Origin of the sequence: Acinetobacter sp. 1424608, from assembly GCF_000588255.1 — a bacterium.
Classification (GTDB): domain Bacteria; phylum Pseudomonadota; class Gammaproteobacteria; order Pseudomonadales; family Moraxellaceae; genus Acinetobacter; species Acinetobacter nosocomialis.
In genome coordinates, this window is the sequence record NZ_JFXL01000013.1 from 61,759 (window position 1) to 75,462 (window position 13,704).

A 13,704-nucleotide genomic window follows, 5' to 3' on the forward strand; every position below is an offset into this window, starting at 1 on the left:
TAGACCGTATTTATGATCGGTGAGTAGCTACAGGGTGTTGGTCAAAAGCTACTTCATGAATTATTTAACTCGGTACCATGTTTGGTTTCGACCAATTGCAGAAATACCAATATAGCCACGCGCGGTAAGTTTTTCGCCATCTGGTGATACAGTTACACTAAAGCGATAGGTTGTGTCTGACTGTGGGTCAAGAATAGACCCTTTGTCATATTTGTTTTGACCAACATTTTTTAAATTTTTGACAATGGTTAAACCAATTAAAGATTTGTTTTTATAAGTACCTTCACACATCGTACATTTATTGGCTTCACTTGTAACAAGGATTTTTTCAATATTTGCAGTGAGTAGACCGTTTTTATCTTCGTTAAACTTTACCAAAGCTCTAGGTTGATGGGTTTCATCATCAATGGTTTTCTAAAATATTTAGAAAAGTAAAACCTGAAGAAAATTAATTTATAATGTTTAAAGAAATACAAAAATATAATATAAAAATTTAAAAAAACTAAAAAAATAATATAAGTTGATAAATGTGGATATAAATATATTTTTAAAAAATTAAAAAAGAATTATTTTTAAATAGTTCTCTTTGTTAAATGGAGTGGTTAACTGGTTGTATTTTATGAATAATTTAAATTTAGCATTTTTCGGGTTTTTGTCTGGTTATATATATTGCTTTTTAACAGTTACACTTCAAGCAGCTTTCACTCATTTGGGCTATCCAGTTTCTTTTATCTCTACGATGGTATTTGCCTTACTGCCTTATTCTTTTAAATTTTTATGGAGTGGCTTTGCCGATTCAGTTGATAAATCATCTATCAAATTTTTAATATCCATATTTATAATTTTAATAAGCTTTAGCTTCTTTTTATTAATCCTCTTTTCGGATTTATATAGTATTGTTTTTATTATAATGTTAATCAATTTAGCATTCTTGGGAGCATGTTTTGATATCTTGACAGATGCAAACTTAATTAAAAATTTTACAGATGAAGAGCGTAGCTCTTTATTGTCTTATTACATTTTTGGGTGGAGAATTTCTTCTATTTTTGCAGGTGGGGCAGTTCTATTTATTTTTAATAAAACCTTCCAAGGAAGTTTAAGCCACTTATTTGTATTTTCCTCTTTGATTTTTCTGATTTTTTTTATAGTTTTTACTGTTAATAAGTTAAGCGATTTTTGGAAATTTAGTCGGGAAAACTTATTCTATTTTTTAATGTTTTTACCACCGATCTCTTTATTTTTTATTGTGAAAACTAGTCTATACAATTTAAAAGATTCGTTTTCTGTTCTTTCTGATATAAGTAAATTATTTTTTTATTCAACATTTTATAAGCTTTTTGATTTAACCTTATCTTCTTTTGTGATCATATTTTTTATTAAAAAGTTTGAGCTAACTCTTGAGTTTTTTGGTGTGGTTAATACTGTTTTACCGCTACTTGCTGTTGTATTTTGTGGTTATGCTTGGGGACGGATGAGTAGTAAATTTCCAGCAAATTATATAATGTTGTTTTCTTTGTTACTGAAATCATTAACCTTGTTGTTCTTTATCTATGTAAGTTTTTATAATGAAATTAATAAAGTTTATTTACTTGTCTTGTTCTCACTCAATATTGTTTCATCTAGCTTTGTTACTTATTCTTTTTCCAATTATTTAATGCAAGCTGTTAATAGTGCTAGGTCATCATTTAAATTTTCTATTTTGACATCTTTGTCTATGCTTTTAATTTTGGTATCTGTACCAGTTGGATCTTATTTAGTTGATAATTATAACTGGATTTCATTTTTTACCTTTATATTTGCTCTTCAAGTATTAAGTTATATATCTGTTTTTAAAATAAAATAATATTTTTCTCTTAATTGTTTTGTCGTGAATGAAATGTTTCTTGTGCGCCTCAACACGATACATTGAATGAAAACAGGTAGAGCTGTACAAAAGGTCTTATTTGTTAATTAGCTATTGAACTGAGGCATCTCAAATTTTCAATTCATCATTAGATAGATTGGTGTAGACAATTAATAGAAATAAAAAATATTAACTACTTTTTAAACTAAATAAATTACGTTTAATTCATCACAAATTATAAGATTAATATGAAAATCATGTGATTATTATCGATTGACAGTAGGCGATATTAAGTTTTATAACTAAAAGACCCTGAAACTGTTTCTTTAGTAAAACAGAATAATGACAATATAAAGATGAGTAGAAAATAGAACAAAAAAAGATAAGGAGAAGAAATGAAAGTCATTAAGTACGCCTTATTTTCCCTAATGGGAATGCTGATAATAAATAGCGCACATGCTGGAAATGCATCTACCTCATTAAAGGTGAGTTTAACCATTGTAGATACTTGCGAAGTTTCAACCCAAGGAAATCTAGATTTTGGTACAGTTGTACGTGCGCAGCCAGTTTCAGCCACAAGAACCGATGTCTCTGTCCAATGCAGCAAAAATACACCGTATCAAGTCGCCGTCACCTCAGACAATAACTTTGAGCTTAAGTCTGCTGCAAGCACAGCTTCTGTGGCATATGTGTTGTATCAGGATGCTGGTCATACTCAAATTTGGGGCGGGGCAGGAAGTAAAATACACTCAGGTGTTGCAACGGGAATGAAAGAAAATATTCCTATACATGGGGTAATTACATCAAGTACCAATGTTCAGGCTACAAAGTATGAGGATTGGGTGCGGGTAAATGTTGTTTATTAATTGCAGCTCGCCAAAGTGTTATAAAAACCCTGAGAGCTGCATCATAAATGGTTTTATTTATGGGTAAGCCATTGAATTGAGGCATCAAACAGCTTTAAACCATCGTCAGATAGATTGGTAAAGGTGTCATTGTTAAGGAAGAACATAAGACGCTTTGCAGGCGCTAAAGATTCATAATCCATTGTTGCACCTTTCTCATATCCCCAAATGGCTACTTTTTCAGGTTGACCATAAATCGTTGCAATAATGGTGGCACCTAAACCGGGCTTGCCCCAACTCATAGGCGCTTGAGCCTTATATACATTGCGAGTTCCAGCAGGAAGCTGTGCAGAGAGGGGATGCGGTGCATTGACTAGCCACAAATAACGTTCTTTCTCGACTTCGCCAAAATCGGTATTAATACGTTTACCGGTCATAGCCAAATCATCAAGGTAGTCGTTTTCCCATGTCATGATTGGAAGGGGAAGTTGACGCCAACCAGATTGAAGGTTTTTAGAAGCAACAGTAGAAGAGATAATGACTAAATCTGTGTTCTTTAAACTGTTTGGTGAAACAGATTGATCTAACACCTCAACTTGATAGCCCTTGCTTTGCAAGTATTTTTGAATCGCAATGTCTGTACTCGCCGATGCGCCTTTAACTTGAGAGATGAGGGCAATTCGCGTTTGAGCATAAACAGCAGAGCTAAACAATGTGCCAATCAACACTACGATAGAAAGAAGCTTTTTCATATTGATTTTAAAAGAGCAGCGATTTAGGCACTGCTCTAATCCCATGTTTTAAAATTTAAAGGTTGCACGTAATACCGCTTGGCGAGAGTCACCTTGAGATACTGTCACATTACTTACGCTGGCTGTGTAGTAAGTGGTGTCAAAGATATTGTTTAAATTAAATTGGAAAGTGACCGCTTGTTTAGCAATAGTAGTGTCATAACTCACAAAGGCATTGGCAAGAGTATAGTCAGGTAGATCGAAGGTGTTTTTTGAATCCCCAGCACGTTTACCAACATAATTACCGCTTATACCAAAACGTAAATTACCGTTGTAAAGTTCGCCATAGTTATACGCTAGTGCCAAAGATGCAGTATTTTTCGCTACATTATTTAAGCGATTGCCCTCAAGGCCACTTTCATCTTCAGTTACTTTCGCATCTGTATAGGCATAGGTAAGGGTCGCATCAAGCTGATCGGTCACACGTCCTGTCAAGTCGAGTTCAGCACCTTTAGAACGCACGGCACCAGTAGTGTGTAGTTCGACTGCTTTGGTTGATGGGTTGGTGATTTTGGCTAGAACATTACGTTTTTTAATATCGTAGAGCGCAAAGTTGGCTTTAATACGGTCATTTAACTCATATTTTGCACCCACTTCATAAGACTTGGCTTGTTCAGGTTGAACATCAGAGTCAATAACCGCATCGCCACCCAAAGGCGCAATTGAAGAATTTGGTTTGAGTGACTCGGTATAACTGCCATAGAATGAAAGCTGATCATTCCATTTATAAACCAAACCTGCATGTGGGAGCCAAGCATCATCATTGGTGTTGGTGTTTTCTTTAAACGGTCTGCCACGTCCAGCCTTTTGCTGATAGTTCAGGTAACGTCCACCAAGTACAGCAATCCATTTTTCATTTAGGTGAATTGCATCTTGTACATAAAAACCATAGGTATGCAGTTTATCGGTTTGATCACTATCTTTATCACTGATCTCACGAGATGCTTCAACAGTACCAAAACTTGGATTTAAATAATCTAATGTCGAGGTGCTGCCACGAACCATATCTGGACGGAAATATTTACGGTATTCGATGTCTGAACCGAATTGAATATCATGTTTTAAACCGAACAGGTTGGTTGAACCATTGATATAAGCTTGAGCATTACTATCTACGCTCTGTGCATTTAAGGTCGCATCGGTACTGCGTGTAACGATGTGATTGGTAGTATCTAAATCGATTATGCGTAACTGGTTGGCATCATAAGTTTCGTAGTTGTAGGTATAACCAAAGTGAGCTGACCAGTTATCATTAATTTGGTGGTCAATTAACAACTGCGCCAAATGATCTTCGCCTTTCATTTGGTTAAATGCTTCATCTAGACGTTGGTATTTAGAGATCGGTAGGGCTTTGTTGGTTTTCGGGTCAAAAACGGTAGAACGGTCAAAAGGTACATCAAAGTGACGATATTGATAACTCAGGTTCACTTTAGTTTGACCATTATCCCATGCTACAGACGGAGCAATTAAAGTCTGTTTGAGATTACCAAAATTACGCCAATAGTCGGCGTCAGAATGATCGGCAATAAAGCGATAAGCAAAGTTACTGTCACCAATTGCACCTGTAGTATCTATGCTTGCACCTAAGCCATTTTTACCTGCTGCAAAGCTTGAACCGTAAACGGAAAGTTCAGTTTTCTGTGTCGTCTCAGGTTTCTTTGTAATGACATTGATCACACCACCCGGGTCCATAATGCCATAGAGTAATGAAGATGGACCTTTTAAGACTTCAACTTGTTCAACGGCCGCATTCATGGTTCGGCCTTGCACAATTGGCATACCATTTACGGTAACTGAACCGTCACGGTTATCACCAAAACCGCGTTTCATTACGGTGTCTTGTGTACCCCCTAAAGTATTACCCTGCGTAATGCCGCTGACTTGGGTCAGTGCATTGTCCAAGTTTGCAGGTAAATAATCTTTCATGTATTGCTTAGATACAACGTTTACAGTTTGCGGGCTTTCTAGATTTTTTTGTTTGCCTCTTAGCGTCGACGCCGTTTGTGTTGCGATATAACTTGTGTCTGCTTCAGCCTGAACCTTAATCGTTTCTAGTTGTGCCGGTTGAATTGCGGTTGCTTCTGCCCAAGACATCATTGGAATGAGCGATAAAAGTAATGGGCTACTATGTTTTAAAATTTCAACAGTAATTAAATTTTTACGCGGGGAGAAAGCAAACATAAGTATACCTAAGTGATATAAAAATCGTGAAAGGCTAAAAAGAGCGACTATTCAAGCGAACAAACAAGAGTGCCGACTAGACTCAAAAAAAGTGAGTAAAGTATATATAAATGAGACTCATTTGCAATGGTTTGGAGTGAATAAAGGGGTGGGAAAAATTAATAATAATTTAACTTTTTAATTAGATTATCTTTTTACTGTCAGATCATGCAGGTTTTATTACCGGCCAAGTTCTCAATGTGGATGGTGGTGGAAGCTTATAGATAATCGTAACAATGCTTAGGTACTGAAAATTTAAACTTAATGTTGTCTAATTTTTAAAAAAGATAGGAAGGTTCATAGAAAAAACACATCCTATGAAAGGTATGACTTTGTAATGTTGATTCATTCTAAATGGCAGACGTAATCAATCACTTCATCTGTAATAATTTTAAATTTACTATTTTCTGGAACCTTAAAAGATTCACCACTTGAATAGATTTTAGTCTCCGGATCATCGCCAATTTGAACACTGCATTTACCCGAAATGATCTCAATGCGTTCCGAAACGTGGGTTTTAAAAGTTAGAGCTTTTTCTGTGGGAAGAATCACCCCTAAAGTCTTTTTTGTACCATCTTCAAGTTCAATAACATGACTAATGGAGTGTCCCTCGTAATGAACATTCGCTTTTTTTGTTATAGAAACAGCATCAAATTGATTTGGCATTTTTCTTGTCTCTTTTATTGTACCGAATATGTACAAGATAATAATAAAAGCTCATCTCAACTTTCAAGCTTTAAAAATAGATTGTTAGATGGACACTAGAAATAAATGCATTTCGAATATGAGGTGATTGTTTAAAATGTAGGGTAAATATCTTTTTATTAAAATTAGAATAATAATTTAATATGTTGTTTATTGATTTGATTTATTGCAAATACATAGTGCAGAGAAGCTTGAAGGTATGAAGTTAAATTTAGATAAATATGACCGTGTAATATTAGATCTTCTACAGAAGGACTGCACATTGGCAATCGGTGATATTGCTGAAAAAGTGGGATTAAGTAATACGGCTTGCTGGCGCAGAATACATAAGATGGAAGAAGAAGGGATTATTCGTGCAAAAGTCGCTTTGCTAGATCGTAAAAAACTCAACATTAATGTGATTGTGATGGTGTTTATTAAAACTGCACAACACAATATTGAGTGGATTGAGAAATTCCACTCTCATATCTATAACATAGATGAAGTGATTGAAGTGTATAGAATGGCAGGGGAAACAGATTATTTACTTAAAGTCGCCGTATCGGATGTTGCTGAATACGATAAAGTTTATAAAAAATTAATTGAAATTAAAGGGTTGGCTGATGTGAGTTCGAGTTTTGCCATGGAGCAAATTAAATATACGACAGAACTTCCTTTAAATTTTTTCTAATAAAAACTGAAGATCCTATTAAAAATTAAGGACCAGCCAAAATGCTACAAGCTAAACCTTATTTACGTTCGGTACAAATTAAAGCAAATATGCAGGCAGACTGGTCAATTTATCCATTTTCGATACCAGCCGTTAATGATATTGAACAATTAACCTTCCATCCAGACGTTACTTTTTTTGTTGGCGAAAATGGTTCTGGTAAGTCGACTATTATGGAAGCCATCGCTTTGGCACTTGGCTTGTCCGAAGAAGGCGGCACTCTAAACGTGCGGCTTAATTCAGCCAGTAGTTCATCAAATTTATTTCAGTATTTAAGAATGATTAAAAGCTTTAAAAAGCCGAAAGACTATTATTTTTTAAGAGCTGAGAGTTATTACAATATTGGCACATATATGAATGAATTGAACTATGTAAAAAGTTATGGTGGCAATATCCATGCTTGTTCTCATGGTGAAAGTTTTTTAAAGTTGCTCACTCATAAACTACAAGGTGAGGGGCTTTATTTATTAGATGAACCTGAAGCTGCTCTTTCACCTACCATGCAATTTGTAGCGTTGTCGGCTATTCATGAATTATGCAAAAACCAGTCACAACTCATTATTGCAACGCATTCCCCAATTTTACTAGCTTACCCTAACGCTAAAATCTATCAATTTTCTGACACAGGGATTCGTGAAATCCAGTATGAACAAACGGAACATTTCCGTGTGACACATGATTTTTTAAATAATTACCAAAAGCGTATCCAGCAAATCATAGATGAAGGATAGTGTGAGAAGTACCTTTCATAAGAGCTAGTTCGAACAACAAGTAGACCAATGCATAGAGCGTTATAAAATAATATTTTACCCTAAGAAATAAATATCGGATTTAAATTCTAATTTTAAGTAAAAATAGGAAATATAAATCTAATTTAAAGATAAAAAGTAGAAAAAATTAAAATTTATATCCATGGAAACATCACTATCATGAATTGGTAATAAAGTTGATATGTTTCTCGGAATATAAAAGTGAATCAATTCAGTACAGATGTCATTAATTTAGGACGAACACCCGAGCGTTTTGATGGTCTAGTCAACACACCTGTTTTTCGTGGTTCTACTATTGTTGTAAATAGCTTTAGTGAGTGGGAAGAATTTAAGCGAAATGGTGGGGTATATCGACATTATGGCCGTTTCGGCGCCGCAACAGCTAAATCTTTTGAAAGTGCAATCAGTGTGCTTGAAGGTGGTGCGGGTAGTATGGTATTTCCATCTGGATTGTCGGCATGTACACATGCACTTATGGCTTTTGTAGAGGCAAATAGTCATGTCTTGATTGCCGATAATATCTATGGCCCAACACGAAATTTTGCTGACAATATATTGGTCCAAATGGGGGTAAGTGTTGAATATTTTGACTCTACCAGCCTTGAAGCATTAACCGAAAAAATTAATGATCGTACCACTGCGGTGTTTATTGAGTCACCTGGTTCAATGACATTTGAATTGAGTGATGTTGCAGCGATTTCTGCAATTAGTCATCAATACGGCGCAAAAGTATTAGTCGATAACTCTTGGGCAACGCCATTACTTTTTCAACCATTAAAGCATGGTGCTGATATATCTATTCAGTCCGTAACCAAATACATTGGTGGCCATTCTGACATACTCATGGGTGTGGCTACTGCAAATGCCGAAACATACGAACAACTCACTAAAACAGGTCATTTGTTTGGTGAGACCACAAGCCCAGACGACATTTATTTGGCATCACGTGGCTTGCGAAGTTTGGCGGTAAGGTTAAAGCAGCATCAAGATAGTGCTTTAACTATTGCCCGATTTCTAGCAACACATCCGGCTATTAAAGAAGTGCTTCATCCTGCTTTAGAAACAAGTCCTTATCATGATTTGTGGTTGAGAGATTTTCATGGTTCATCTGGAGTATTCGCTTTTTATTTAAAAGAATCTAAACCTTCATATGTGCAAAAATTCTTTGATTCGTTGCAATTATTTCATATTGGTTTGTCTTGGGGTGGGTTTGAAAGTTTGATTTTACCTGTTGGACAAGCTTATCGAACACATACCAATTTACCTAAAGATGGCTATTTAGTGCGCTTAAATATTGGGCTAGAATCGGTGGTCGATTTACAAAAAGATTTGCAATATGCCCTACAGTGTGCAGAACAAATGCGTGTTGAAAGTGTTATATAGCCGTCTTAAAAACTAAAAGCTAACTTTCCGCACGTCAGCTGCTTCATGTGTGCCAGATGCTATCATTTTGTTAGACCTTGGCTATCAGTATAGCGACCATCTATTACTTGGGATTTTGTTGTTGCGAAATTATGTTCGTTTACTGTCGGTGCTAAAGGGAATTTAAACTTTATAGATCATCTAATTTTATGAAAGAAAGCCCTATTAAAAGGGCTTTGCCGTGATTTAGTTAAGTTTTAAATACTCATCTTTTAATTTATCTAGGAAAATAAACAAGTTTTGATTCATTTCTTGATAGTCATGATTTCTCAATTCCTCACGGGTATTAACAAATTTATAAGCAGGGGCTTGGTCGAGTTCAGTTGCTGAGTGTTGAATAAGTAATTCAACGACTTCAGGCGTTAGCTCCATATGACACTGTAAGCCATAGACTAATTTCGAATACTCCACGATTTGTCGCGGACAACCTGCACTAAAAGCAATAATTTTGGCATCGCTTGTTAACCCGGGCATGTCATTGTGCCAGTGGCCAACTTCTGTCATTTTTCCTAAGTGTGAAAATAGAGAATCTTTAACACCATACTCAGTCAGCATGATAGGAAACTTACCAATCTCTCTTTCAGGGCTATGTTCAAATTGTCCACCCAAAGCTTCACCAATGAGTTGTGAACCCAAACATATACCTAACACAACTTTATTCGCCTCTATAGCTTTCTTTATGACAGCTTGTTCTGCGAGCGAATTAAAATGAGGGCACATTTCAACTGTCGTATCAGGACTTTGTGGACCACCCATCACAATAAGAAAATCAATATGTTCAACTGTAGAGGGTAATTGTTCGTTTAAATACACTCTTGAATATCTCATTTCAAAGTTATTAGTTTGCCCCCAAATTTCATATGCACCCGGTGCTTCAAAATCTTCATGAACAATAAAATGTAGGCGCATAATAGTCCTCAAAATTTAAAGAGTGTAGTGATAGATTCATTGCTAGATATAAGCCATCTATAGGTTACGAAGCTTATGGCCTAATGAATACATCCAGTTTTTTAAAGTTATATGGTCCAGTGAGAGTAGGGAGTGTTTAAATTAAATAAATTTGGCAGGAGCCTATATGTTTTAAACATAGTTTTAACGGAATTGGTTAAAATATATTAAAGACTAGAATTTTTATTTTAAATTTAATGTGATTTATATTTATTCTAATAAAGTTTTAAAAGATTATTATGTTGCCCTATATTTGTGAAATGAAAAGATATGGAATAGATCTAAATACTAATAATATTAATGCATATTATAGAGGAGGGCGGATAGATAGCCTAAGTTATTGTAATTAATAAACACAGAGAGTGTAAATCAAACTTTTAATTAATTATAAATATCATTTTTTAAAAGTCTACATAACAAATAAAATGTTATATGTTTAGATAATAATGTGTAATTATTTGTACAGATGTAAACAAATATTTAGAATAACCGTAATAAATAATTCATATAAAATGTTTGTATAAGTGATTTTTTAGTGTATAATTAGCTTAACTAGAAAAAAGACTTATTAGTTTAGTAAATCCTCTTTTAGTATCGAAGCTTTATTCATAATCCTCCGTTTTTAAGATCTTAAGCTCAATTCGTTATTTTTTCCAAGTTAAACCCGTCATGTCTCATGACTTTAAGTTCTTAAAATTCAATAGGATGTATATCATGTCTAACAACACAGCTACTGGTACAGTTAAGTGGTTCAACGAAACTAAAGGTTTCGGTTTCATTCAACAAGATTCAGGTCCAGACGTTTTTGCTCACTTCAAAGAAATCGCATCTTCTGGCTTCAAAACTTTACATGAAGGTCAACGTGTGACTTTTAATGTTGTGCAAGGTCAAAAAGGCCCTAGCGCTACTAACATTATTCCACAGTAATTATTTCTGTAGAATAAATAAAAAAGCCCTCTAAAGAGGGCTTTTTTTTGTCAATAAGATTTAGCTTTTCCTTACAACTAGGCACTACGCATTAAGGCTGCTACGGCTTTTTCCAGAAATTGTAGAGTAACTGGTTTGAGCCAAGTGCCGTCAGCAAGGTTTGGTTCATTTTGCATTGCAGTACGAATTTTTGCTTGAGTACTTGGGTTATTGCCAGCATACCCTTGTAACATAGCAAGCCATTGTTTCGCTAAACGCTGCGCGCCTTCACTATCTGGTTTGACCTCGGCATCAATCAATTTTTCAATATCGACCAATAATTGAGGCCATTTTTTCATCTCACGAATATAATTTTCTTTGAGAAAATTAAACTCATCATCAGATAAATAACGGGCAAAAATACTCAGCTTACTTTCAGAAAACGCTTGAAGTAAAAACTCAACAACTTCGGGTGTTACCCCTAATTTTTCCTGAAATTCAGGCTCGGCTGAATTTATGGTATTTAATTTAACAAGCCATTCTGGGTTAGCCCTCGTATTATGCTCAAGAGTTTTCATCCACTTTCGTGCTAAATCTTGAGCTGCTTCACTGTTAAATGGTTCACCTGCATTAAATAATGCATTTGCTGCCAGTGTTAATTCTTGCCACTCTTGATGACTTTTAGTACCTGCTTGTAAGAAAGTAAGTTTTTCAAGCTCTTCTTTTGTAAAGTATTTCTCAAACATTGCTATAAGCTCCAGTGTTTTTAGCCAATCCTCCAATCCAAGCTCTTCACCACTTATAAGTTGAGATTTCAATTTGCTGAGTTGATTTCGCAAATTCTTTTGCTCGTTCAATCTCTGATCTATTGCTTGAATCTGCTGATCAATAATTGGTAGAAGTGCAAGATTGGGGTCTTCAAGAACCGTATGGATTTCGGCTAACGACATTCCCAGTCCCCGTAATGCTTGAATCTGATGCAAACGGGTAATGTCTTTACGGGTATATAGTCGATAACCGGCATCGGAACGGACCGAAGGCTGAAGTAAACCGATATCGTCATAGTGATGAAGAGCACGGACAGTAAGTCCTGTTTGCTTAGCCAATTCACCAACTTTTAACAGCATCTTTTTGCTCCTTCTTCCTTAGGCGTGTTTTATGCTAGGGGCTTACGTTACGTGAGGGTCAACTACTTTAGCTCAATATTTTTAATTTTTTGCTGGATTGGGGTAAGTTACTATGTTGAGTAGGTCTATAATTAACGCCATAAAAGTAGTTCCGTCTACTATAAAAGATGAATGATATAAGAAAGCTCTCATCCAGTATTGAAGTAACTCAGGAATAAAAGGGTATGTTAATTCAATTAGAACTAATAACAGAACTAGATATTACGCAGTTGCGACAATACGATGATGAATATGACAATGAAATTAGTGTGTTGGCTGACATTTGTGCTGAATTTTCTAAGAATAAACTCAATCAGTTTAAGATTCAGGCTTTTTCAAATGAGCTTTGGCCTGTAGATATCGAAACTGATCTGGTTGTTTTTTTAGAGCAATTACCTGCTTGTATAAGAGAAATAAATTTAGGATCTGATTGTTCAGTTGATTTATATGAGCAGGGAATAAATAGAGAAATTTTATTTAAATTTAATCAAGGAAATTATACTTGCTATGGGCAAAGTCATGATGGAACTTGGACACCTAGCTATGTTGAAAATGTCAGTCAATCAGATTTATTAAAAATGTTGCGAGCTTTCTTGAATGATTTTTTGTCAGCTTTAAAATATAAGCATTCTAATAAATATCTTTTACAGTGGTTAAGTGGTAATACTTAACAAATCAACAGCAACCGATATTCACCGCCATTTTCAACGGGTGCTCTATGCACACACGGTAAAACCTTTTGAGTGGGATGGTCTACCGCCAAACGCCACAAGTGTCCCGTACCTAAATTTATAGGTTGTGCATTGGGTTTAGGCTGATAATGTAAATCAAAGAAATACTCTGCTAAAAAGCTTTCAAATTCGGCTTCTGACCCGTCGTGTAAAGCTCTAAGCTTTTCTCTAATTTCTGGAATTAAAACTTTTTGTTTAACTTGATCATTAGGCACAATATCGCTAGCTGCGCCGTGATAAGTACATAAGAACGTATCGGTTTCAATAGGGGAGCGATCAACGTGAAATGAATAGACATCTGTTGAAATAAAATCTAGCTCATCATCACGCTCATAATATTTAAGTAAGTTCAGTACAGGTGATGCACCTATATTAGTTAAGAGCTGTATGTCCTTTAAAATAATGTCTCGAGCCAAATCACCTTGTTCTGAAAGCGGCAGTGCTAACAAGTCTTCAATAGAAATTTCAGTAATATTTTCTTTTAACTGAAGTTTTGCCACAATTTCTTTAAAGTCGCCTGCCAAATTTCTGGCCCAACAAATAGCGTTCTTATCCCCCTGAAACTGTGTATTTACAAGTTCAGCAAAAGTAGTTACCACTTCAACTTGTTTGTGCTCAAAAAGTGTATTGGTCATATTAAAATTAAAT

The 13,704-nt window shown here is 35.2% G+C and carries 13 protein-coding genes and 1 pseudogene; 7 read left to right on the forward strand and 7 right to left on the reverse strand.

Annotated features, from left to right (window positions below; translation table 11 throughout):
* Nucleotides 1-60: 60 nt before the first annotated feature.
* Nucleotides 61-414: pseudogene (locus J678_RS16755) on the reverse strand (DUF2147 domain-containing protein); the annotation flags it as partial.
* 205 nt (nucleotides 415-619) lie between these two features.
* Here J678_RS16755 and J678_RS16760 point away from each other — a divergent pair.
* Entirely contained in the window at nucleotides 620-1,843 is a 1,224-nt protein-coding gene (locus J678_RS16760; protein ID WP_017393733.1) for an MFS transporter, read from the forward strand.
* 395 nt (nucleotides 1,844-2,238) lie between these two features.
* Nucleotides 2,239-2,709, forward strand: a complete 471-nt coding sequence (locus J678_RS16765; protein ID WP_004709675.1) for a spore coat U domain-containing protein — start codon at nucleotides 2,239-2,241, stop codon at nucleotides 2,707-2,709.
* A gap of 53 nt (nucleotides 2,710-2,762) precedes the next feature.
* Here the strand turns inward: J678_RS16765 and J678_RS16770 are convergent, their stop codons facing one another.
* From J678_RS16770 to J678_RS16780, 3 genes are all read right to left on the reverse strand, one after another.
* Entirely contained in the window at nucleotides 2,763-3,440 is a 678-nt protein-coding gene (locus J678_RS16770) for a hypothetical protein (RefSeq protein WP_017393734.1), read from the reverse strand.
* 48 nt (nucleotides 3,441-3,488) lie between these two features.
* Nucleotides 3,489-5,660 carry a TonB-dependent siderophore receptor gene (locus J678_RS16775; RefSeq protein ID WP_017393735.1) on the reverse strand — a complete coding sequence of 724 codons (2,172 nt, stop codon included), beginning with the start codon at nucleotides 5,658-5,660 and terminating at the stop codon, nucleotides 3,489-3,491.
* Nucleotides 5,661-6,044: 384 nt separating this feature from the next.
* Complete coding sequence (locus J678_RS16780) at nucleotides 6,045-6,365, reverse strand: pyrimidine/purine nucleoside phosphorylase (RefSeq protein WP_004709670.1); 321 nt, start codon at nucleotides 6,363-6,365, stop codon at nucleotides 6,045-6,047.
* Between the two features lie 238 nt (nucleotides 6,366-6,603).
* On the opposite strand from J678_RS16780, the gene J678_RS16785 reads away from it, so the two are divergent.
* The 3 genes from J678_RS16785 (at nucleotide 6,604) to metC (ending at nucleotide 9,266) form a co-directional block, all read left to right on the forward strand.
* Nucleotides 6,604-7,074: an Lrp/AsnC family transcriptional regulator gene (locus J678_RS16785; RefSeq protein WP_002054496.1), complete on the forward strand. Its 471-nt coding sequence runs from the start codon at nucleotides 6,604-6,606 to the stop codon at nucleotides 7,072-7,074.
* A gap of 41 nt (nucleotides 7,075-7,115) precedes the next feature.
* Entirely contained in the window at nucleotides 7,116-7,844 is a 729-nt protein-coding gene (locus J678_RS16790; protein ID WP_017393736.1) for an AAA family ATPase, read from the forward strand.
* A 240-nt stretch (nucleotides 7,845-8,084) separates the two neighbouring features.
* Nucleotides 8,085-9,266 (forward strand): cystathionine beta-lyase, encoded by a 1,182-nt coding sequence (gene metC / locus J678_RS16795; protein ID WP_032027407.1) that lies wholly within the window; start codon nucleotides 8,085-8,087, stop codon nucleotides 9,264-9,266.
* A 225-nt stretch (nucleotides 9,267-9,491) separates the two neighbouring features.
* Here metC and J678_RS16800 read toward each other — a convergent pair whose 3' ends face one another.
* Nucleotides 9,492-10,214 carry a GMP synthase gene (locus J678_RS16800; RefSeq protein WP_017393738.1) on the reverse strand — a complete coding sequence of 241 codons (723 nt, stop codon included), beginning with the start codon at nucleotides 10,212-10,214 and terminating at the stop codon, nucleotides 9,492-9,494.
* Between the two features lie 753 nt (nucleotides 10,215-10,967).
* On the opposite strand from J678_RS16800, the gene J678_RS16805 reads away from it, so the two are divergent.
* A complete protein-coding gene (locus J678_RS16805; protein ID WP_002054492.1) occupies nucleotides 10,968-11,180 on the forward strand; it encodes a cold-shock protein in 213 nt (70 codons plus the stop codon).
* Nucleotides 11,181-11,257: 77 nt separating this feature from the next.
* Here the strand turns inward: J678_RS16805 and J678_RS16810 are convergent, their stop codons facing one another.
* Nucleotides 11,258-12,286: a MerR family transcriptional regulator gene (locus J678_RS16810; protein ID WP_031956024.1), complete on the reverse strand. Its 1,029-nt coding sequence runs from the start codon at nucleotides 12,284-12,286 to the stop codon at nucleotides 11,258-11,260.
* A gap of 224 nt (nucleotides 12,287-12,510) precedes the next feature.
* Between J678_RS16810 and J678_RS16815 the strand changes: the two genes are divergently transcribed.
* Nucleotides 12,511-12,996: a hypothetical protein gene (locus J678_RS16815; protein ID WP_031956026.1), complete on the forward strand. Its 486-nt coding sequence runs from the start codon at nucleotides 12,511-12,513 to the stop codon at nucleotides 12,994-12,996.
* Here J678_RS16815 and J678_RS16820 read toward each other — a convergent pair.
* Nucleotides 12,993-13,691 (reverse strand): DUF1826 domain-containing protein, encoded by a 699-nt coding sequence (locus J678_RS16820; protein ID WP_031956027.1) that lies wholly within the window; start codon nucleotides 13,689-13,691, stop codon nucleotides 12,993-12,995. The two genes, J678_RS16815 and J678_RS16820, sit on opposite strands and share 4 nt — an antisense overlap.
* Nucleotides 13,692-13,704 lie beyond the last annotated feature (13 nt).

What these genes read in the sequence shown, in the direction of transcription:
- J678_RS16760 (WP_017393733.1), top strand. Translation starts at nt 620, where the DNA reads ATGAATAATTTAAATTTAGCATTTTTCGGGTTTTTGTCTGGTTATATA.
- J678_RS16765 (WP_004709675.1), top strand. Translation starts at nt 2,239, where the DNA reads ATGAAAGTCATTAAGTACGCCTTATTTTCCCTAATGGGAATGCTGATA.
- J678_RS16770 (WP_017393734.1), bottom strand. Translation starts at nt 3,440, where the DNA reads ATGAAAAAGCTTCTTTCTATCGTAGTGTTGATTGGCACATTGTTTAGC.
- J678_RS16775 (WP_017393735.1), bottom strand. Translation starts at nt 5,660, where the DNA reads ATGTTTGCTTTCTCCCCGCGTAAAAATTTAATTACTGTTGAAATTTTA.
- J678_RS16780 (WP_004709670.1), bottom strand. Translation starts at nt 6,365, where the DNA reads ATGCCAAATCAATTTGATGCTGTTTCTATAACAAAAAAAGCGAATGTT.
- J678_RS16785 (WP_002054496.1), top strand. Translation starts at nt 6,604, where the DNA reads ATGAAGTTAAATTTAGATAAATATGACCGTGTAATATTAGATCTTCTA.
- J678_RS16790 (WP_017393736.1), top strand. Translation starts at nt 7,116, where the DNA reads ATGCTACAAGCTAAACCTTATTTACGTTCGGTACAAATTAAAGCAAAT.
- J678_RS16800 (WP_017393738.1), bottom strand. Translation starts at nt 10,214, where the DNA reads ATGCGCCTACATTTTATTGTTCATGAAGATTTTGAAGCACCGGGTGCA.
- J678_RS16805 (WP_002054492.1), top strand. Translation starts at nt 10,968, where the DNA reads ATGTCTAACAACACAGCTACTGGTACAGTTAAGTGGTTCAACGAAACT.
- J678_RS16810 (WP_031956024.1), bottom strand. Translation starts at nt 12,286, where the DNA reads ATGCTGTTAAAAGTTGGTGAATTGGCTAAGCAAACAGGACTTACTGTC.
- J678_RS16815 (WP_031956026.1), top strand. Translation starts at nt 12,511, where the DNA reads ATGTTAATTCAATTAGAACTAATAACAGAACTAGATATTACGCAGTTG.
- J678_RS16820 (WP_031956027.1), bottom strand. Translation starts at nt 13,691, where the DNA reads ATGACCAATACACTTTTTGAGCACAAACAAGTTGAAGTGGTAACTACT.